The organism is Pontibacter sp. LHS2 (assembly GCF_058932845.1).
The window spans coordinates 448,884-470,240 of sequence record NZ_JBZYWG010000004.1 but is presented as its reverse complement, the minus strand read 5'-3'; the positions used below and the strand labels follow the sequence as shown (position 1 = coordinate 470,240).

The following is a 21,357-nucleotide window of genomic DNA, read 5'->3' as shown; positions in this document are numbered from 1 at the left end:
TTAACGATAGACTAATGTTGAGAAAGCACTTGAGTGACAGGAAAACAAAGGTAGCTATACCTTGGCTTTTGAAATCCCGAACGCGTCCTTCACAAAGCGGCTCTTCTCCAGATTCAGCCATTCCAGCGCGGTGCCGTGCAGCATGCGGTCTTTGGTAGCACGGTCGTAGGGCATGGACTCGATCAGCTTGCCGGGCTCGAGTTCACCTAATGGGAAAGGATAGTCTGTGCCGAGGGCGATACTGTTGGCGCCTACCAGATTCACCAGATAGTCCAACGCCTGTGGGTCGTGTACGAGTGAGTCGAAGTAGAATTTGCCGAGGTACTCGCGCGGGTTCACATTGTTATCGATAGCGCACAGGTCGGGGCGTACCTCAAAACCGTGCACGATACGACCAATCGTTGCCGGGAAGGAACCGCCTCCGTGGGCAAATGCGACACGCAACTTCGGCAGTCGCTCGAGCACACCTCCGAATATCATAGAGCAAATGGCCAGACTGGTTTCGGCGGGCATACCTACGAGCCAGGGCAGCCAGTACTTGCCCATTTTCTCTTTGCCGTACATGTCCCAGGGATGTACAAACACGGCCGCACCCAGCTCCTCTGCTGCCTGAAAAATCGGAAAAAGTTCGGGTGCATCCAGGTTCCAGTCGTTGATGTGTGACCCTATCTGTATACCGGCCATACCCAGTTCTTTCATACAACGCTCCAGCTCTTTTATAGCCAAATCAGGGTCCTGCATCGGTATAGTACCCAAGCCGATAAAACGATCTGGATAATCCGCCACAATACCTGCGATGTGGTCGTTGAGCATGCGCGACAAGTCATAGGTATGCTCAGGCTTCGCCCAGTAGTTGAACATCACCGGCACCGTGCTCAGCACCTGCACACCCACCTGGTGGTGACTGCATTCGTGCATGCGCACTTTGGGATCCCAGCAATTGTCTTGTATCTCGCGAAAGAATTTGTCGTCCATCATCATGCGGGCGCAGCACGGCTTATGGTGCTCCAACCTGATGAAGCCGCCATACCCATAGCGTTCCCGCAAATCAGGCCACGTAGCTGGCAGGATATGCGTGTGAATGTCAATCTTAAACAGATTGTTTTCGGTAGGTATAGGCGATGTAGACTTCTGGTTTTGCATGCTGACAAAGGAACGTAAATGCGGCTATACGGAGTACGGCCAAATCAAGCAATCCAACAAGATACACATTTTATAGATCATACGCCTACAAGTTATGCTGGCTTCACCGGCGGTTGCAGCACCTCGCCACATTTATCGCAGGTACGCAAATCCTCATTATCCCAGAAGTTCCCCATGATAACCGGTAGCTGTTTTACAATGTCTGTCACTTCCGTGAAGTCTTCGTGCAGCTTGTTGCCGCAGTTCTCACAGAACCACATAAAACCATCTTTCTCCCCTTCGCGGCGGTAGCGCTCAATCACCAGACCGACCGTATTGGCAGGGCGTTGCGGGGAGTGCGGTACCTTAGGAGGCAACAGGAAGATCTCGCCTTCCTTGATCGGAATATCCACCGGCTTGCCGTCTTCGATGATCTTCAGCACAATATCTCCTTCCACCTGGTAGAAAAACTCTTCGCCTTCGTCGTAATGGTAGTCTTTGCGGGCATTAGGGCCGCCCACGACCATCACAATAAAGTCGTCATTGCCTTTGTATACCTGTTGGTTGCCCACCGGTGGTTTAAGCAAATGGCGGTGTTCGTCTATCCACTGTTTGAAATTGAAAGGTCGCTGTATGGCCATAGTTTTATCGGGTTAGATTGATTTTTGAATGTACGAGAATTACTCACAATTGGCAAATAGGACTGTCCCCTCGCAATACTTTGCATGGCAAATACGGTATGGTGTAAAAATTTATACCTACCCTGTATACCTGCGAAGCACTTTAAAGTATACAGGGTACGATTACACGCCCCCTATGACCAGAATTCTACGCTACCTATTCTTCTACGTCCTAGTCTGTAGTGCCTCCTGCACCTCCCGCATCTACTATGGCCCCGAAGCGGGCAACTGGCAGCACTTCTCCTTGCCTGACACGGCAGACATCGCCTATACTGTATACCTCTTAGGCGACGCGGGCGCTCCTAGCCTCGACAAGACCGAGCCCACCTTCAAGCTACTCAAATCGCAACTCGACCGCGACCCCAATAGCACACTCGTCGTGCTGGGCGATAACCTCTACCACGACGGGCTTTCTGCAGAGGGCGGCCTGACACGTGAGCGGGACGAGAAGCGCCTCGATGAACAGATAAAACTCGTAGCTGACCACCAGGGCAAAGTGTTCTTTGTGCCCGGCAATCACGACTGGGACTATATGGGGCCCAAGGGGCTCGAGAAGATTCGTCGGCAGGAGCAGTACATCGAAGAGCGCATCAACAAAGGCAACACTTTCGTGCCCGACAACGGCTGCCCCGGCCCTCACGTGGAACAGGTGAGCGACGATGTGATATTCATCGGTATAGATTCGCATTGGTGGCTGCACAAGCACGAGAAACCCTACGGCGCCAACAGCGGCTGCGGTGCGGGCACCGAAACCGAAATGCTGCAACAGATGGAGGAAACGCTGGAAGCCAACAAAGGCAAGCACATCGTCATCGGGGCGCATCACCCTTTTGTGAGTAATAGCAATCACGGCGGCTTCTATACCGTGATGGACCACCTCTTCCCGCTGCGCCTCGTGCGTGACGGCCTCCTGATTCCGCTGCCCGTGATTGGTTCGCTCTACCCCTTTTACCGCCAGTTGGGCGGCGTGGACCAGGACATCCCGCACTACCGCTACCAGTTGCTCATCAGCCGCATGGAGGAACTTTTCAACCGCTACGACAATATCATTTATACCTCCGGCCACGACCACAACCTGCAGTTGCACAAAGTCGACAAGTACATCCACATCATCAGCGGTTCGGGCTGCAAAGTGACTCCCGCAGATACAGGCAATAATGCCACTTTTGTGCACAGCGAGAAGGGTTTTGTGAAGGTGATTTACTACACCAATGGGGAGGTATGGACCGAGTTCTGGTCGCCTGAGGGGGATGGCGACACGGGGCAGGTAAATTACCGCGGCAAGCTCTACGACCAGATTCGCCCGAACGCACCTGGCACCGCTGCTTGCACTGATCCCCTAATGCAGGAGCCGGTGGAGTTCAGACCCGCCGACCCGCGCAAGCGTCCCTATGCCTTGGCAGGTATGCTACTCAAAGAAGATTACGCCCGCGAATGGGCCACGCCTGTGCGTGTAAGCTACCTTGATTTAAGCAAAGTGGACGGTGGCCTGAGCCCCTTCGGCCTGACAAAAGATCGCGACCGCAACAGCCTGCGCCTGCGTAGTGCCAAGGGTTACGAGTACCGCTTCCGCCCTTTGCTCCGCGATGCCTTGCGTGCCGTGCCGCAACAGTACCGTGGCTCGTCGGCCATACAGTCGGTGCCCGAAACGTGGCTGCCCTCACAGCACCCCTATGCGCCGCTCATTGTCACGCCGCTCGAGAAAGCCGCCGGTTTGCTGGCCTCCTCCCCCGCCCTGTACCTGTTGCCCGACATCGACTGCCTGGAGCCCTACAAAGCACCTTTCGGAAACCGTCTGGGCTTTCTGGAGTTCGATGCCGAAGACTACCGCTTGGGCCACACAAGTCAGGATGCGGATGATGTGCAGGAGCTGAGCTATGCCGGCATGCTGCATCGTATCGAAGACGACCACCTGCACCAGGTCAACACCCATGCCTTCGCCAAAGCCCGCCTCCTCGACATGCTCATCGGCGACTGGGACCGCCACGAAAACAACTACGAATGGAGCCTGACCGAAACAAACGGTCGCACGCTATACCTGCCCATACCGAAGGTGCGTGACAATGCCTTTTTCGCGTTCAATGGTTTCCTGCCGTGGCTGGCTACCCGTAGTTGGGGCGTGCAGGAGTTGCAGCACTTCGGCTATAAAATCGAGAATTTAAAAGGCCTGAACATGGCCGCCAAAGACCTCGACCGCCGCTTGTTGGGCAGTCTCACCCCCGCTGACTGGCGCCAGATAGCTGACAGTCTCGAAACAGTATTGACCGACGAGGTGCTAGCTGATGCCGTGCGCCAGATGCCGCCCGAGGTATACCCGCTGCACGGTGACGAACTAGCCCAAAAGCTAAAAGCCCGCCGGGCACAGCTTCCCCGCGTGGCCGAAGAATACGCCCTTTTGCTGGCCCGCTACGTGGATGTGTTTGGTAGCAAAAAGAAAGAGTTATTCCAGATCGAGCGATTGGCAAATGGCGACACCCGCATCACGATGACCGCCGCCGACAATCCGAGTTTGACGCTCTATACCCGCACTTTTTCTCCTGAGTACACCAAAGAAATCCGACTATACGGCTTTGGGGGCGGTGATGAATTCAGGGTGACAGGCGAACTGGGCAGCGACATAAAAGTACGCGTGATCGGGTTCAAAGAGTACGGCCGCTACCAGTTTGCCTTTTCCGACAGTTTGGGCAATAACGGCAACTCTTATACCTTGCTCAACAGCATCGGCGACAGAAAGGTATTCGACAACACCCGCACCACTTATGAAGATTTTGCCACAGGCGACCTCATCAACAGTCCCGCTTCCGACGTGTTCCGCTATACCCGCTTCGGGCCTAACTTCACAGTGGTCTACAACTCAGCCGACGGACTGGTACTCGGCGCTGGCCTGCAGTACAAGCCCTACAAGTTCAGGACGAGTGCCAAGGGCGGTACACAGCGCTTGCTATACCAGCGTTCACTCAAAACAGGCATGGCCCGCATCTTTCACGAAGGTGAAATCAAAAACCTGTTCTTCAACCTTGATTTTGTGAGCCGCGCTTGGGTATATGCGCCTTATTTTAGCATGCAGTACCGTGGCTACGGCAACCGTCCCGCGCCTACTGATATTCCTATTGACCAACGGGTGGAAATGAACAATGCGCATGTTTCGGCGGCCTTACAAAAACCATTCGGTACGTTCTTCTCTTTCGGGGCGGGGCCTGTGTTTGAGTTTTTCAGACTGAGCGAGCGCCGCAATGGCTGGGTGCAGGACCTTTTGCCTGACAACCGACAGGACGTATTCGGGCAGCGCAATTATCTCGGCGCCATGGCCTTTTTCAGGACCGATGTGAAAGACAACGAGCACAACCCAAGCCGCGGACTGGTGGTGGATGTGCAAGGCAACTGGTTTCAGGGGATGGCCAACACCAGTGGTAGGTATAGTCGCTATACCTACGAGGTGCGCTACTACATGAGTCCGAGCCTGCCTTTCCAGCTGACCTTCGCTGGTCGTATGGGCGGTGGCATCAACACGGGCCGTTACGCCTTCTATCAGGGTAACATGCTAGGAGGTGGCCTCCTGCCTGACTTTAGCCAGACCATTCGCGGTTTTAGCAATACCCGCCTCATCGGTGACCGCAGTTTCTTTACCAATCTCGAGGTACGTGCCTCCGTGCTCGACTACCGCGTATACCTGTTCCCGGGCAAAATCGGCGTACTCGGTCTCTACGACACGGGGCGCGTCTGGACCCGCACCAACAATGTGAGCGGTTGGAATAAGGCCTATGGCGGTGGCATCTGGTTCTCGCTCTTCAACCGCATTGTGCTCACCGGCACCGCAGCCCACTCCCGCGAAGGCACCTTGATCAATTTGCAGAATGGCTTTTTCTTTTAACGGTTGATATCTCGCATACCTAAAACTCAGGTATAGCCAAAAGCATGACATAATTTAAGGGGTATATGCTTATCTTTAAGCTATGAACTTAGACCTGACTGATAAAAGAGCGATTGTGTGTGGCAGCACGCAAGGTATAGGCAAAGCCATCGCCCTGGAACTGGCGCAACTGGGCGCCAGCGTGACACTGGTGGCACGCAATGAAGCCAAGCTACAGGAGACAGCCCAAGAACTGGACAACAGCAAAGGCCAGCAACACGACTATCTGATAGCCGATTTCAGCAAGCCAGACGAGTTGGTGCAGCAACTACAGGTATACCTGCAGCAACACGAACAAGTGCACATCCTCGTCAACAATACAGGCGGACCAGCAGGTGGCCCCATCGTAAATGCCAAGCCAGAAGAGTTCCTCAGTGCTTTCAACATGCACCTGATCAACAACCACAATCTGGCACAGGCGGTTATTCCGTTGATGAAACAGGCAGGCTATGGCCGCATCATCAACATCATCAGTACGTCAGTAAAACAGCCGCTACAGGGCTTGGGCGTATCCAATACCATACGCGGCGCTGTAGCTAGTTGGGCGAAGACGATGGCCAACGAACTCGGGCAATTCGGCATCACGGTGAATAACGTGCTCCCTGGCGCTACCCGCACAAGCCGTCTGGAATCCATTATCGAGAATAAAGCGAAGAAAACCGACAGTGCCGTGGACAAGGTAGAAGAAGAAATGATGGCCGAAATCCCGGCCCGCCGTTTCGCCGAACCCGAAGAAGTTGCTGCTGCGGCTGCGTTTCTCGCTACGCCATCGGCAGCGTACATCAACGGTATCAATGTGCCGGTGGATGGGGGCAGGACGGGGAGTTTGTAAGTAAGCACCTGAAATGGCAACGCTTTTTGTAATAGTCTTCCTCAACTTATGCTTTGTGGCAACTCTATTGAGCTTATCCAGGTTTTATAAACTTAGATTAGAGGATTATCTGTTCAATTTGATATGCTTAAATCTGGTGGCCGCTCTGATGTATGTCTGCAATTATTTTGACATACTCGTGGAGTATCCGATGTCAGTTAGGTACTTCGTGTCACTTGTGATTGTTTACATTTTAGTAGAGCCTTTCAGAAAAATCATCCTGAAGCAACTCAAGTTTACTATAGAGAAATTTAGACACTGAAAAGCCCTTAAGCCATTTGTCCGCTGTTTCCTGTGTTTGGGCACAAGTCGGTGGGACACCACTGAATAGCTCACACTCGCGGGACGCGAGCGAGGGCAAACCATAGAATTTATTTCTTTGATAACATAATAAACCCCAAAAACTCCCCTTCATATTTTTAGGAGGGGGTTGGGGGAGGTAACAATGCAGCACATACATAACTACATCGACGGCCAGTTGGTCATGCCTGTGGCGGGGCAGTACATCGACAATTACAACCCCGCTATCGGGGAAGTGTACTCGCTTATACCTGACTCTGACGAACAGGATGTGGAACAAGCGGTACAGGCTGCTTTGAAAGCTTTCCCGGCCTGGTTGAACACGCCTGCCGAAAAGCGGGGGCAGATTATGATGCGCATTGCCGACCTCATTGACCAGAATCTGGATAAGCTGGCTGAAGCGGAGTCGGTGGACAATGGCAAGCCGTTGAAGCTGGCAAAGTCGGTGGATATACCTAGGGCGAGCAGCAACATGCGTTTTTACGGCACGGCCATTCAGCATTTCGCTTCGGAGGCACATTACATGGAAGGAACAGATGCCATCAACTATACCGTACGCCACCCGCATGGCGTGGTGGGCTGCATTTCGCCATGGAACTTACCGCTATACCTGTTCACCTGGAAAATAGCCCCTGCCCTGGCTGCTGGCAACTGCGTGGTGGCGAAACCATCGGAGGTCACGCCCATGACGGCTTACATGCTTTCAGAGATTTGCATCGAAGCGGGCTTGCCGGCGGGTGTACTCAACATCGTGCATGGCTACGGGCACAAGGTAGGCGCTGCCATGACGGCGCACCCGAAAGTGCCGGTTATCTCCTTCACTGGCGGCACGGCCACAGGTCGTACCATTGCGGCCACAGCAGCTCCAATGTTCAAGAAACTTTCGCTGGAGCTGGGTGGCAAAAACCCGAACATCATCTTTGCCGACTGCGATTTCAATAACGCGTTGCATACCTCTATCCACTCCTCTTTCGCCAACCAAGGTCAGATTTGCCTCTGCGGCTCCCGCATTTTCATCGAACGCCCACTGTACGAAAAATTCCGCGATGCTTTTGTGGAGAAAGTAAAAGCCATGCAAGTAGGTGACCCAATGGAAGAAGGTTCCAAAATGGGTGCCGTGGTGTCGGAACAGCACATGCAAAAAGTCCTCTCCTACATCGAACTGGCCAAACAAGAGGGTGGCACCATCCTGACGGGCGGGCACCAGGTGCAGGTAGAAGGGCGTTGCCAGAACGGTTGGTTCATTGCCCCAACCATCATCGAAGGACTGCCCTATAACTGCCGCACCAACACTGAAGAGATCTTTGGCCCTGTTGTTACCCTCACCCCTTTCGATACCGAAGAGGAAGTTATCCAGTACGCTAACTGCACCGACTACGGCCTTTCGGCCACCATCTGGACACAGAACCTACAACGTGCCCATCGTGTAGCGCATCAAGTACATTCGGGCATCGTCTGGGTGAACACGTGGCTTCTACGAGATCTGCGCACTCCGTTTGGTGGCATGAAAAATTCGGGTGTAGGACGTGAGGGTGGTTTTGAGGCATTACGTTTCTTCACCGAGCCGCAGAATGTTTGTGTGAAGTTGTAGAAAACCCTTTCCCCCATCAAAAGAGTATGGTTATATAAGACTATACTCTTTTGATGCCCAGCCACAACCAGCCAAATGAAAGCCATTCCACAGCTATCCTGACCAGCTTAGGTATAGCCGAGAAAGAATGGCGTGCGCAAGGTATAGCGCCACAGACGCTGGTGGCTATATACCACGATTTTCTGCAGCGAAAGGCGGAGTTGCTGGAGATTGGGGCACAGACAGCACAAAGTCTGCAGCACCTGCCCGGTGTACATGCTGTACGGTATCGGGTGAAAGACCCGCTGCACCTACTGCGTAAGATTATCCGCAAGAAAACAGAGTATCCCGACCGCCACATCGACGAATACAACTACACTGACTGGATTAATGATCTGGCAGGCGTACGGGCGCTATACCTGTACAAGTCTGCCTGGCATACCTTAGGTAGACAAATCCAAACAAACTGGAACTTGAAACGTTCACCTATCGCCTACCTCACTCCTGACACAGAGGAAAACACGGTGCAGGAGTTCAGCGACTCAGGAGCCGATATCAGGTGGCATGACCATGGTTACAGAGCGGTGCATTATGTAGTGATTACCCAAGCCAACCGCCAGCGTTACTTTGTGGAGATACAGCTGCGTACGCTTTTCGAAGAAGGCTGGAGCGAGATCGACCATACTGTGCGTTACCCTGACCATAACTGCAATGCTTTCGTGCGCGATTTGCTCCACCTACTCAGCCACTTCACCGGGCAATCTGACCAGCTGGCGTCCTTTATCAAAACTGTGCTGCATAAGCTACAAAGCCATAGCCCTATCTCTGAAACAGAACAAGCACTTTTGCAAAACCAAATCAACCGCTTTGCCATATCTGAAGGAGAAAAACAGCGACTGCGCCATCACCTTGAGGCCTTAGAGCGAAAGAACAGATAAGCTCAAAAACAAAGAGGCCCGCCATTGCTGGCGGGCCTCTTTGTCAGGTAAGGCTATACCTTATTGATTCTTCTCTGAAGTCGGGTTGATCAGATTGCGCTCCAGGAAGTCGGTCATCATCTTGAAGCGGTGCAGGCTTGTAACGCCGCCACCCACGCCGTGGTTACGGTTCGGGTAGTAGAAGCTCTCGAACTGCTTGTTAGCACTGATCAGGGCATCCTGCATCGCCACCGCATTTTGGAAATGCACGTTGTCGTCGCCGGTTCCGTGAATCAGCAACAGCTCACCCTGCAGTTTGTCGGCAAAGAACAACGGCGAGTTATCATCATAGCCAGAAGCATTTTCCTGCGGTGTTTTCAGGTAGCGCTCGGTATAGATGCTGTCGTAGAAGCGCCAGTTCGTAACCGGAGCTACTGATATACCGGCACGGAACACACCATTGCCTTTTGTCAGGCCAAGAAGTGCCATATAACCACCATAGCTATGTCCCCAGATACCGATGCGATCCTTGTCAACGTAAGGCTGATTGCCTAACCACTTGGCTGCTTCTATCTGGTCTTCGATCTCGTACTTACCTAAGTTCGCGTAAGTCACTTTCTTAAACTCAGCACCGCGGGCACCTGTGCCTCGGTTATCCACGCTCACCACAATAGCGCCTTTGTTGGCCAGCACCTGGTACCACAGGTAGTTGGCGCCGCCCCAACTGTTGTTCACTGTCTGCGAGCCCGGGCCACCGTACACAAACATCAGTACAGGGTATTTCTTTTTTGGATCAAAGTCAGTTGGCTTGATCATCCATCCGTTCAATTGCGTGCCGTCCGGAGTCTTCATCGTAAAGAACTCCTGCTTGGCAATATCATACTGGGCCACTGTGTCGCGCAGTTTCTGATTATTCTCCAGCACTTTTACCAGTTTACCATCCTTAGCAGTATGTAAACTCACAGTAAGCGGTGTGTTGGCAGCTGTGTGGTAAGCAAGGAAGTATTTATAGTCCTTGCTCATGTTCACGTTGTAAGTACCTGCCTCAGTCGTCAGACGCTTTTTGTTTTTGCCATTGCTTTTGATGCTATACAGGTGGCGCTCCAGTGGCGATACCTCTGTAGACATATAATACAACACGTCGCTCTTCTCGTCGAAACCGATAAAGTTGCTTACTTCCCAGTTGCCCTTCGTGATCTGGCGCACCAGTTTACCGTTCATGTTGTACAGGTATAGGTGGTTAAAACCATCCTTCTCCGAAGAGTGAATGAAGTTTTTACCATCCTTCAGGTAAGTCAGGTCATCTGTTACGTCCACATAAGCTTTGTCTGTTTCCTTCAGTACCACGTTGGCTTTACCAGTTGTAGCGTTGGCATGAAGAATCTCCAGCGTGTTCTGCAGGCGGTTCATCTTCTGGATAGAGAGCAGGTTGCTGTCGTTGGTCCATTTGATGCGCGGAATATAGATATCCGTTTCGTTGCCTGTGTCCATCTTCACAGTCTGGCCGTTGCCCACGTTGTAAACCGACACAGTCACAGCAGAGTTAGCCTCACCAGCTTTTGGGTACTTGAACTTGTAATCCTGTGGATACAGCTCACCCCACATTTGCATGTTGAACTCTGGTACATTGGTCTCGTCGAAGGTATAGAATGCAATCTTTGACCCGTCCGGTGACCAATGGAAACCCTGCGCAAACGAGAATTCCTCCTCGTATACCCAGTCCGCATAACCGTTGATGATCGAGTTGAATTTGCCGGTAGTAGTGATCTGCGTCTCCTTCATGTTGCTCAGGTCTACGAAGAACATGTTGCCCTCACGTGCGAAAGCTACACGCTTCGCATCTGGTGAGAAAGTCGCATATAACTGCTTACCACCGTTACTCAGCTTCGTCAGTTTTTTCGAGGCGATGTCGTACACGAAAAACTCCGCTTTGGAAGAGCGACGGTAGATCTGCTCCTTTTCTGTAGCAAAAAGCACTTTCTTTTCGTCTGAGCTAAAGGTATAGCTGTCAAACTTGATAGGCTTGTCGCTGCCCTCCGGCTTTAGGTCCTCGCCTTCGATGATGGTATTTACAGGCTGGCCTTTGGTCACGTCGTAGCGCACGATGTCGGTTACGCCGTTTTTCTCGTCAGCTACCTGTGAGCTGTAGTAGCGACCGTCGTTCATCCAGTTCACGCCATATACCGACTTGGCAGAAAAGGTGCCCTTGCGGTAAATATCCTCCAGCGTGATCTCTTTTTTCTGTTGCGCTTGTGCCACAAAAGCGAAGCACAGCAACACGACAGCTAGAAAGTTAGTTTTAAGGTTAATATGCATGTGTTTAAGGGTTATTAACGTTTAGCCTTGCTAATTTATCAGAATAATATGGTTTTGCCATAGCTTGTCGCTAAAACCATACCACCCACAGGTATAGACACAAAAAAAGCGGCATCCCTTTTGGAGACTACCGCCTTTTTAAAAACAGGAAAAAATCTTCTTTGCTAGAAGTTATAGCCGAAAGTCAGCATGACTGTATTCAGTTTGTCTTCAATATCCACGACAGGTACAAACACGGATGGGTCGTTAAAATTATAAGGACTGTACAGGCTGTTCGCTGTGGAGCTGGTAAATGCAACATCAGCATAATACCTGTTCAGACGTATACCTGTGCCCAGGGTAAAGGTGTTTATTTTACCGTCAAAATCGGCATTTCGGTAAGGATCGCCAGTGATGGCATAACCCGCCCTGAAACGGAATACTTCGTAGCGGGCTTCTGCTCCCAACCGGAAATTAAGAGCTGATTGGTACGTTCCTGAAATGCGGTCATTCACGCTGTTGAAGTAAGTGCTATTACCCCCAAAGTCATCGCTTTCAGAGTAGCGGGCATTGGCATAATCCACATACTCGATATCTGCTGCTATAAAGCCATACTTCTGGATGAAAAAGGCCACACCACCTGATGCACGGAAAGGAGTTGTAAGCTTATAAGAGAACTCTCCCGGCAACTCTGCAGCACTGTAATTCTCACCCGGCAAAAACTGGCTATACATAGACCGCTGATAGGTTTCGTTGAAGTTGTACAGCGTAGGCGTTTGGATAGAAGCGCCTAACCGGATCACATCGGATGGCCGAACGATTATACCTAGTTTAAGATTAACACCCGTGCCGCGCGTTCTGTACTCGTCACGCAGCTCAAGACTTGTAAAATCGGTACTGGCGCTTTCTTCGGTTTCCCTAAAGATGCGCTCCTGCCTGAAGTCTGACGTAATAACACCGAGTGATGCTCCCAGGTAGATTTTATCACGATAGCTGGTACCACCGGCTATGTCGATTTGATTCTGAGAACCTCTTCTGATAATCTCCTCTGACTGATTGATATTACCAATCCGCTCGGCAGGTATAGCAAAACCGTCTTCATCAAAATCAAAAAGGAAAGTACCGTAAGCCAAGCCTTCCATGGTAGTGAATCCATTATCGAACTCATTGTCCAGATCAGTTTGGGTGCGACCACGCAGGTTAGCTAATTCAGTAAAGTATTCAACTATGGTGGGGTCTTGCCCGCCAGCTGTGTTGCGGTATGAGGTCCGGTTGTTAAAATTGTTGAGCCTGCTGAAGCTGATACCAAAGGTGGCACCGCGCCAATCGCTGTTCTCGTCACTTTGGCGGTCGGCGAACACAAATCCAATGTGAGGCACTCCCACACTATTGCGTTCATCATTCGTCGAGATACCTCCAACACGTCCGGTTGAAGTGGAGAAGCCAAGACCAGGCGTTATACTAAATTCCGAGCGTCTGAACATGCCCAGTCCGGCTGGGTTGGAGGCCATGGTAGAAATGTCTGCTCCGAGTGCCGTTTGCGCTCCTCCTATACCTTGGATACGTGCGGAGCCGGTAAGACCATAACGGGTGTAGCGCAATGCGTCTACCTCGTCTTGGGCAAAAGCGGTTCCGCCCCAGCCCAGCATTAATGCCAGGCTGGCGGAAACAATCTTAGTTATTTTCATGGATCAGTGGTTTGTGGTTAGTTTCCTCCTCTATTTCCGCGGCCACCGCCACTGGAGTTAGTTCGTGCCGGAGGACTAGATGTACCGGAACTTCTGGTTGGTGGTGAGTAGCTCGGTTGTGAGCGCTGCACTGGCTGACTACGCTGGTAGCTTGGCTGTGAACGCTGCACAGGTTGGCTACGCTGATAGCTAGGCTGCGAACGCACCGGCTGGTTTTGAATTTGCTGACGCTGCACAGGCTGCTGGATTCTTTCCTGGCGCTGCGTAGGCTGCTGAATACGCTGCTGGCGCTCCACTGGTCGTGGCTGTGTAGCTGGCGATACGTTACGCTCTCTTGACTGATTGATGCGCTCTACTGGCTGCTGACCTTCCGGCTGCTGGCGCGATGGCCTTACCTGGCCACTTTGCGGATCATAGCCACGATTGGTAGTAGCTGGTCTGGACGGTAACGTGCGGCCTGTATTCTCACCCGCATTCATTTCCTGTCCTCTTACATTCGTGTTGCCTGTGGCACGTTCTGTTCTGCCTGGTCGTGCATAGTCTACACCTTGCGTAGAACGCTGTTCGTCCCTTACAGACTCCGATCTGTTCGGACGTCCGGTTACTCGCTCTGGGTTACCTGTGGCTGGCACTACACTGCGCTCACCGCGTGGTCCATACTGTACCTGACGCTGCTGCACCACACCCGGGCGGTCATAGATGTAACGGTTGTTACCATAGAAACCACGGTTATACCCATGATAGAAGCCGGCATAATAGTTATTGTGCGGCCAGTAGCCACCGCCCCAGAAGGGATCATACATACCATAAGGCCGTCCCCAAGGGTGCCCCCATCGGTTCCAGCCAGCCCCCCAGCCCATGCTCAATCCAATATTCACACGCATGCCACCTCTATGAAAGAAGGGATCATACATGAACGGATCGTAGAATGGATCATAGAAGAACGGGTCGTAAAACGGACTAACACGGCGGTGTACATAGGCCGATGTCCAATAAGGGTCCACATAGGCATAGTTTGGATTATTCCAGGTAGCCTGCGGACGGTAGGTACGACCATCGTAATATTCGTCGGCGGTATAGTTTTGAGTTACGTCATCAGTCACGACCTGCTGATTATCTTCAGTTGGAGTGTACTGCTGCTGTTGGGAAGCCTGTGCCTGGGGCTGCACATATTCGGTACGGTCAGATGAGCTATAGTACATATCATCATATTCCGTCGACTGCATAGCCACCGGGCTACTGCAACCAACCGTAAAAAGTGCAATCACAGGGGCTAGTGCGGTGTATATGTGTAATTTTTTCATGGCCTTCTGTGTCTAAAAATGCTTCTATATCAAAGATATAAACACAATAGCGCAAAACCTTATCAATAGTATAATATATTAACGTAATTTTGAGCCAGAATGATATTAAATCTTCCCTATGTGGAAAGCAATATTCATTCCAAAAAGATTAACAATTACTGATATAAGATAAATTTTTTCAAATAATGAGCAAAGGGCTACCAAAAAGAAGCGAAGACTACTCGCAGTGGTATAACGAGCTGGTAAAAAAGGCCGGTTTGGCTGAGAATTCTGCCGTGCGCGGCTGTATGGTGATCAAGCCGTACGGCTATGCCATCTGGGAGAAAATGCAGCGTCAGCTAGATGACATGTTTAAGGCCACCGGCCACGAAAATGCTTACTTCCCGCTGTTCGTACCCAAGAGTTTGTTTGAGGCTGAAGAGCAGAATGCTGAGGGCTTTGCCAAGGAATGTGCCGTAGTAACGCATTACCGTTTGCAAGCCGATCCAGACAAGCCCGGCAAACTGCGTGTAGACCCGAATGCCCGACTCGAAGAAGAACTGATCGTACGCCCAACCTCAGAGGCTGTGATCTGGAACACTTACAAAGGCTGGATCCAAAGCTACCGCGACCTGCCTATCCTGGTGAACCAGTGGGCCAACGTAGTGCGCTGGGAAATGCGCACGCGTCTGTTCCTGCGCACAGCCGAGTTCCTGTGGCAGGAAGGCCACACAGCCCATGCTACCGCTGAGGAGGCCATCGCCGAAACCAAGCAGATGCTGGAGGTATACGCTACCTTTGCTGAGCAATACATTGCTCTACCGGTAATCCGTGGTGTAAAAACACCAAACGAGCGTTTCGCCGGCGCCCTCGACACCTATTGCATCGAAGGCTTGATGCAAGATGGCAAGGCACTTCAGGCAGGTACCTCGCACTTCCTGGGCCAGAACTTTGCAAAAGCATTTGATGTAAAGTTCGCTACCAAAGACGGCGGGCTGGAGCACGTATGGGGTACCTCATGGGGTGTGAGCACGCGCCTGATGGGTGCGCTCGTCATGGCCCACTCCGATGATGAAGGCCTGGTACTGCCTCCAAAACTGGCTCCTATCCAGGTGGTAATCGTTCCGATCTACAAAGGCGAAGAGCAGTTGGCACAAATCAGCGAGAAAGTACTGCAACTGAAGAAAGAGCTCGAAGCTAAAGGAATCAGTGTGAAGTTTGACAACCGCGACACTGAGCGCCCTGGCTTTAAGTTTGCCGAGTGGGAATTGAAAGGCGTGCCGGTACGTTTGGCCATCGGCGCCCGTGACCTGGAAAACGGTACTGCCGAAGTGGCCCGCCGCGACACCAAAGAGAAGAGCACACAGCAATTCGATAGCCTGGCTACTTACATCCCTGCCTTGCTTGACGAGATCCAGGAGAATATCTATAACCGTGCCTATACCTTCCGTGAGGAAAACACCACGAAGGTAGACAGCTACGAGGAGTTTAAGCAGGTGCTTGAGACCAAGGGCGGTTTTGTATTGGCTCACTGGGATGGCACACCGGAAACGGAGGAGCGTATCAAAGAGGAGACCAAAGCGACCATTCGTTGCATTGCCCTTGATACACCGGAAGAAGAAGGCGTAGACATGATCACGGGCAAGCCTTCGAAGCAGCGTGTATACTTCGCAAAAGCTTACTAAGCCAAGGCTATACCTGGACGTAAACCAGAATTCAGAAAACAGAGAGCCATTTCCTTCGGGAGATGGCTTTTTTGTTTTACACACAGTATAAATTAATGAAGCGACCCAGGTAATTCAATCGCAAAATCGCTATATTTACCTAAACCTACTCCGAAACTATGCTCTTAGACTGGCTTACAGTAGTACTGCTGATCGGCATCGGTCTTGTTCTGATCGTGGTGGAGCTCATATTTGTACCGGGCGTTACCATTGTTGGCATTCTGGGCTTTATACTAGTAGTCGTGGGCATCTGGATCAGTTATGCCGCCCTGGGCACGGAAACCGGACATCTGGTGCTGGCAGGATCGGTACTGGCCGGTGGAGTGGCACTTTTCTATAGTTTCAGATCGGAGGCATGGTCACGGTTTGCCCTCAAGGACAGCATTAAAAGCCGGGTGAATGAGGAAAACCCGCACTTGCTGGAGGTGGGTGAAGAAGGTAAAACCGTTTCGGCGCTCCGCCCACAAGGAACGGCTATTTTTAAGGAGCGGCACCACGAGGTACAGACTACCGGAGCTTTTCTGGCACCCAACACCCCTGTACGCATCATCAAAATAGTAGCGAATAAAATCACAGTAGAAGCAATTACCTAAAACAAATCAATGGAAAATTTTTCAGTCTTATTTCTGATTGCGGGCGGCATTATCCTGCTGCTTATCTTTCTTTACTTCGTGCCGATCAGCCTCTGGATCACAGCCCTGTTCTCAGGTGTTAAGGTAGGCCTGCTGGAGTTGGTGTTCATGCGCATCCGTAAGGTACCGCCAAGTCTCATCGTGAACTCCATGATCAATGCCACCAAGGCAGGTATAGACGTGACTACCACTGAACTCGAAACCCACTACCTGGCTGGCGGTAATGTACCGAATGTGATCAAAGCGCTTATCTCCGCTGATAAGGCGAATATTCCACTGTCTTTCAAGCAAGCCACTGCCATCGACCTGGCCGGCCGCGATGTGTTTGAGGCCGTGACTACCTCAGTAAATCCCAAAGTGATCAATACGCCCAATGTAGCTGCTGTAGCGCAGGATGGCATCCAGTTGATCGCCAAAGCCCGTGTAACCGTGCGCGCCAACATTATGCAACTGGTAGGTGGTGCCGGTGAAGAAACCATTTTGGCACGTGTGGGCGAAGGCATCGTAACTTCCATTGGTTCTTCGGTATCGCATAAGAGCGTGTTGGAAAACCCGGACATCATCTCAAAACTAGTATTGCAGAAAGGTCTTGATGCTGGCACTGCCTATGAGATCCTATCTATTGACATCGCCGACATCGATGTGGGCGAGAACATTGGAGCGAAACTGCAGATTGACCAGGCAGGTGCCGACTTGAAAGTAGCTGAGGCGAAAGCCGAAGAGCGTCGCGCCATGGCCGTTGCCGTGGAGCAGGAAATGAAGGCTAAAGCCCAGGAAGCCCGCGCCTCCGTAATCGCGGCCGAAGTAGAGATTCCGCAGGCCATCGCAGCAGCTTTCCGTAGTGGCAACCTCGGTATTATGGACTACTACAAAATGCAGAACATCCAAAGCGATACCGATATGCGCAACTCTATCGCCAGTCCAGGACAAAGTGGGCAGAATAAGCCGAAGGAGTAAAGGGCAAATAATACAAAAAAGCAAAAGGGCCACCAATATTGGTGGCCCTTTTACTTTAGTAACTATGGTCGCTCAATCTCTTGCACTATCACTGTTCTATACTCTGAACCTGCTTGTGGGTAAGCATCTCCCTGATACTCAAAAGTGATAAAAAGATTATTAGCTGATATAGATGTGATTTCACTCTGCCCTTCAACCTCTTTATCAGAAAAGGTAATATAATCTTTGCCGTTCCTTTTTGAGATACGATAAGGCCCGCTTTCAGTAGTGCTTCCGACATATAGAGTGTAGTTCTGCTCATCAAACTTGTACCTCAGGCTAGGGCTAGCTGTAGAGCGGTTATGTATGCTACCAGACTTATTATAAGTGGTCTTTTCGTAAGAGACCAGCGTCCAATCTCCTTTTATCAGGTCATTTACAGTTAGTTCTGTATCAGCATCTTTCTTACAAGAGAGTAGCATAAACAACAGCGGCAGCAGAAATAATTTCCTCATTTCTAAACGTTTAACAGATTATAAAAAGCAATACTGATCATACCTTCTTAAGGTAACTCTGCTCTGAACCTTACTACTAAATGCGAGCCCCAATCGTCGGTGCCGCGCTGGTATGAAAAGTGGCCTTCTCTGGTTGCTTTATCAAGGTGAAATCTAGAGCTGCCCCCAGCTACTCTATTATGGGCAATGAGTCTATCTGGCTTATCCTCATTTTGATCATAAAAATTAAAGAATGGGTAGTTGTATGACCAATATTCACCGCCAAGGGGTATTCGATCAACTGCAAAAGTCAAGGGCAGTTGATCTCTGGAAACATCATACTGAGTATCACTCCTGTATATAATCTGATCTGTATTATTTTCATACGCAGACACCTGCAAGTACACATTAGGATTACCTTGTGATGGAGCGGATAAGTCTCCCCCCTCTAAGGCATAGTTTTCAAGATAGCTGCGCAGTTGAACCTCGTAGGCATACAACTGAGCCACTTTTACTTCTTTCTCTACTGTACTGGCTTGGCCATTGATGTATGTAGTAAGCTTTACAGTATAGCTTCCCGGCTTTTTATACCTAAACGAGTCAGGCACCCGGTGCGTGGATGTCTCGCCATTGCCTAAGTCCCACTTATAAGCATCAGCTTGGCTTACATCTTTAATATTTATGTACTCCTCTGTAATGTAAAACTCATCCGGAATAGTAAACTCAGGTGTGGGTATAACTACGGGATCGTCTTTTTTGCAGGAAGTGAAGAGGGTCATTGCCACTACGGCAGCAAGTAGTTGTTTTCTCATGTTGTAGGAGCGGTTAAAGGGTTTTGGTGCCCATCAGCTACTTAATGCAGCAGCAGGCAAAATATTAATCCAAAACTATATAGCCAAAACCATACCAAAAAGAAAGCCCGCGATGATGCTCGCGGGCTTTCTTTTAACTTTATTCCGTTACAGGATATCTTAACTTTCCTTCAGTGTAATAGTGCGCGTTACTGAGTTGTAAGGACCAGGTATAACAGCACCGGCATTGTTGATCAGCTCCAGTTTGATGGTTGTTTCGCCCATTGGCAAACCTTCGATGATATGTGGCATCCACTTGTCTAACACAAACTCGTTACCGTTGATCGTAGCACGCACCTTATTGCCAGTAGTTGACAGGTCAGTGTTTACCAGATAGAAGTCCAGCATAATGCGGCGGGTGTCGCTGCCTACATACTCGCCTTTCGGACGGCTGTAGAACATGTGCTGCCCTTTCATGTCAAACTCCATGCGCTGCTGCGGTCTGCCCACAGTTACCATGCGTAGGTCGTAAGCACCTCTATGCTTTAGGCTCTCGTGGTAAGAACGCGATAAGAATGAAAGTACCACGTGCTCGCCTTCCTCCATCTCTTTTGTAAATGAAGTCTCGTAGTGAGCGGTGTAAGGCTCGTTGTCTACGATGTTATGGATGTGCTGCCCTTCCTGCGAATTGGCCATAAACTCCGAATTGGAATGCGGCGTCATACGGGTCAACTGGAAGTTAGAAAGCTCATATGAAAATTCTACCGGCCCTGGCTGTACCACACCATTTGCAGGAGGAGTATTCAGTCGAAGCTGTGACTCCGGATATTTCTGTGAATCGTCGAAAGCGAATACACGCAATCCGCCCTTGCTCATAACAGCTCCGGTAGGTGTTGGTCCTGTAGTAGTTGCCATCACAGGGGTACGCGTTTCGTCATCCTGCATCTGGCGTGTCGTATCGCAGGAAGCAAATGCCAGCATAAGGGCCGAAGCGAAGAGTAAGTAGGTTTTTTTCATCTAAAGAGGGTTTGAATTAGCAAATAGCCAATATACTGATTTTATTTGTATATTGCGCACTACGTAATATTAACGTAAAAGTATACAAAAAAGACTATATGAGCGAGATTTTGTTTGATGAAGTTCCTTCATTGGACTTAGCTGATTTTACATCGGGAGATGAAGGAAGCAGAGCGCGGTTTGTGCAGCAACTGGGGAACGCTTATCAGAACATTGGCTTTATCGCCCTGAAAAACCACGGCCTGAGCGATGACCTGACGGAAAGACTCTATGCAGCCGTTAAGAAATTTTTTGCCTTACCGGATGAGGTTAAGCAAAAATATGAAAATCCGGAACTTGCTGGCCAGCGAGGCTATGTGGGCAAGGGTAAGGAAAAGGCCAAAGGTTTCAATACCGGTGACCTGAAAGAATTTTATCACGTAGGTCAGGAGCTGAGCGGTATTCCGGACAGTGACCCGATCAAAGAAGAGTATCCGGCAAACATCTGGCCATCAGAAGTGCCAGAGCTTGAGGAAGTAACGCTTGAGGCTTACAGAAAACTGGAAGCTGCCGGCAAGCAGGTATTACGCGCCATCGCTCTTCACCTTGGTTTGGAAGAAACTTACTTCGACGAGAAAGTGAAGTACGGTAATAGCATCCTGCGCCCTATCCACTACTTCCCGATCGAAAACCCTGACCAGGTTCCTGCAGACGCAGTTCGTGCTGCCGAGCATGGTGACATCAACCTGATCACTTTGCTGATGGGCGCCAGCGCCGACGGCCTGCAAGTGTTGCGCCGCGATGGCAAGTGGATCCCGATCACGGCCCTGCCAGAGCAGGTAGTAGTAAACGTAGGCGATATGCTCGCCCGTCTGACCAATAACAAGCTGAAGTCGACTATTCACCGTGTAGTAAACCCGCCACGTGAGCTGATGCACACTTCCCGCTACTCTATCCCGTTCTTTATGCACCCGCGTTCAGAAATGGACCTGACTTGCCTGGAAAGCTGCATAGATGAGCAGAACCCAAAAGCCTATCCGGATGCGACTGCAGGTGAGTACCTGAATGAGCGCCTGGTAGAGCTGGGACTTAAAAAAGCTTAACTGAATTGAAACCAGTAAAAAGAGAGATGGTGTTCGCGCTGTCTC

At 50.7% G+C, this 21,357-nt stretch carries 16 protein-coding genes; 8 read left to right on the top strand and 8 right to left on the bottom strand.

Translation table 11 applies throughout. The features are described 5' to 3' along the window. Positions 1 to 54 precede the first annotated feature (54 nt). Positions 55 to 1,143 (bottom strand): amidohydrolase family protein, encoded by a 1,089-nt coding sequence (locus AC5FX6_RS19960; RefSeq protein ID WP_493598719.1) that lies wholly within the window; start codon positions 1,141 to 1,143, stop codon positions 55 to 57. 92 nt (positions 1,144 to 1,235) lie between these two features. Then, a complete protein-coding gene (locus AC5FX6_RS19955; RefSeq protein WP_493598718.1) occupies positions 1,236 to 1,763 on the bottom strand; it encodes a 3-hydroxyanthranilate 3,4-dioxygenase in 528 nt (175 codons plus the stop codon). Between the two features lie 175 nt (positions 1,764 to 1,938). Here AC5FX6_RS19955 and AC5FX6_RS19950 point away from each other — a divergent pair, with 175 nt between their 5' ends. From AC5FX6_RS19950 to AC5FX6_RS19935, 4 genes are all read left to right on the top strand, one after another. Further along, complete coding sequence (locus tag AC5FX6_RS19950; protein WP_493598717.1) at positions 1,939 to 5,673, top strand: metallophosphoesterase; 3,735 nt, start codon at positions 1,939 to 1,941, stop codon at positions 5,671 to 5,673. Positions 5,674 to 5,755: 82 nt separating this feature from the next. Beyond that, positions 5,756 to 6,544 carry an SDR family oxidoreductase gene (locus AC5FX6_RS19945; protein WP_493598716.1) on the top strand — a complete coding sequence of 263 codons (789 nt, stop codon included), beginning with the start codon at positions 5,756 to 5,758 and terminating at the stop codon, positions 6,542 to 6,544. Positions 6,545 to 7,028: 484 nt separating this feature from the next. Next, a complete protein-coding gene (locus tag AC5FX6_RS19940) occupies positions 7,029 to 8,474 on the top strand; it encodes an aldehyde dehydrogenase (protein WP_493598715.1) in 1,446 nt (481 codons plus the stop codon). A gap of 53 nt (positions 8,475 to 8,527) precedes the next feature. Continuing rightward, a complete protein-coding gene (locus AC5FX6_RS19935; protein WP_493598714.1) occupies positions 8,528 to 9,391 on the top strand; it encodes a RelA/SpoT domain-containing protein in 864 nt (287 codons plus the stop codon). Between the two features lie 60 nt (positions 9,392 to 9,451). On the opposite strand, the gene AC5FX6_RS19930 is transcribed toward AC5FX6_RS19935, so the two are convergent. The 3 genes from AC5FX6_RS19930 to AC5FX6_RS19920 all read right to left on the bottom strand — a co-directional run bounded on the left by AC5FX6_RS19930 (position 9,452) and on the right by AC5FX6_RS19920 (position 14,657). After that, entirely contained in the window at positions 9,452 to 11,686 is a 2,235-nt protein-coding gene (locus AC5FX6_RS19930; protein WP_493598713.1) for a S9 family peptidase, read from the bottom strand. 164 nt (positions 11,687 to 11,850) lie between these two features. Beyond that, positions 11,851 to 13,353, bottom strand: a complete 1,503-nt coding sequence (locus AC5FX6_RS19925; protein ID WP_493598712.1) for an OmpP1/FadL family transporter — start codon at positions 13,351 to 13,353, stop codon at positions 11,851 to 11,853. Between the two features lie 17 nt (positions 13,354 to 13,370). Beyond that, a complete protein-coding gene (locus AC5FX6_RS19920; RefSeq protein WP_493598711.1) occupies positions 13,371 to 14,657 on the bottom strand; it encodes a hypothetical protein in 1,287 nt (428 codons plus the stop codon). Between the two features lie 185 nt (positions 14,658 to 14,842). On the opposite strand from AC5FX6_RS19920, the gene proS reads away from it, so the two are divergent. The 3 genes from proS (at position 14,843) to floA (ending at position 17,949) form a co-directional block, all read left to right on the top strand. Further along, entirely contained in the window at positions 14,843 to 16,321 is a 1,479-nt protein-coding gene (gene proS, locus AC5FX6_RS19915) for a proline--tRNA ligase (RefSeq protein WP_493598710.1), read from the top strand. Positions 16,322 to 16,479: 158 nt separating this feature from the next. Then, positions 16,480 to 16,953: an NfeD family protein gene (locus tag AC5FX6_RS19910; protein ID WP_493598709.1), complete on the top strand. Its 474-nt coding sequence runs from the start codon at positions 16,480 to 16,482 to the stop codon at positions 16,951 to 16,953. Positions 16,954 to 16,962: 9 nt separating this feature from the next. After that, positions 16,963 to 17,949, top strand: coding sequence for a flotillin-like protein FloA (gene floA, locus AC5FX6_RS19905; protein WP_493598708.1), 987 nt, complete (start codon positions 16,963 to 16,965; stop codon positions 17,947 to 17,949). Between the two features lie 62 nt (positions 17,950 to 18,011). Here floA and AC5FX6_RS19900 read toward each other — a convergent pair whose 3' ends face one another. The 3 genes from AC5FX6_RS19900 to AC5FX6_RS19890 form a co-directional block, all read right to left on the bottom strand. Beyond that, positions 18,012 to 18,443 carry a hypothetical protein gene (locus AC5FX6_RS19900; protein ID WP_493598707.1) on the bottom strand — a complete coding sequence of 144 codons (432 nt, stop codon included), beginning with the start codon at positions 18,441 to 18,443 and terminating at the stop codon, positions 18,012 to 18,014. 47 nt (positions 18,444 to 18,490) lie between these two features. Continuing rightward, a complete protein-coding gene (locus AC5FX6_RS19895; protein ID WP_493598706.1) occupies positions 18,491 to 19,234 on the bottom strand; it encodes a PKD domain-containing protein in 744 nt (247 codons plus the stop codon). Positions 19,235 to 19,393: 159 nt separating this feature from the next. Then, positions 19,394 to 20,230, bottom strand: coding sequence for a hypothetical protein (locus AC5FX6_RS19890; RefSeq protein ID WP_493598705.1), 837 nt, complete (start codon positions 20,228 to 20,230; stop codon positions 19,394 to 19,396). A gap of 98 nt (positions 20,231 to 20,328) precedes the next feature. On the opposite strand from AC5FX6_RS19890, the gene AC5FX6_RS19885 reads away from it, so the two are divergent. Beyond that, positions 20,329 to 21,312, top strand: a complete 984-nt coding sequence (locus AC5FX6_RS19885) for an isopenicillin N synthase family dioxygenase (protein WP_493598704.1) — start codon at positions 20,329 to 20,331, stop codon at positions 21,310 to 21,312. Positions 21,313 to 21,357 lie beyond the last annotated feature (45 nt).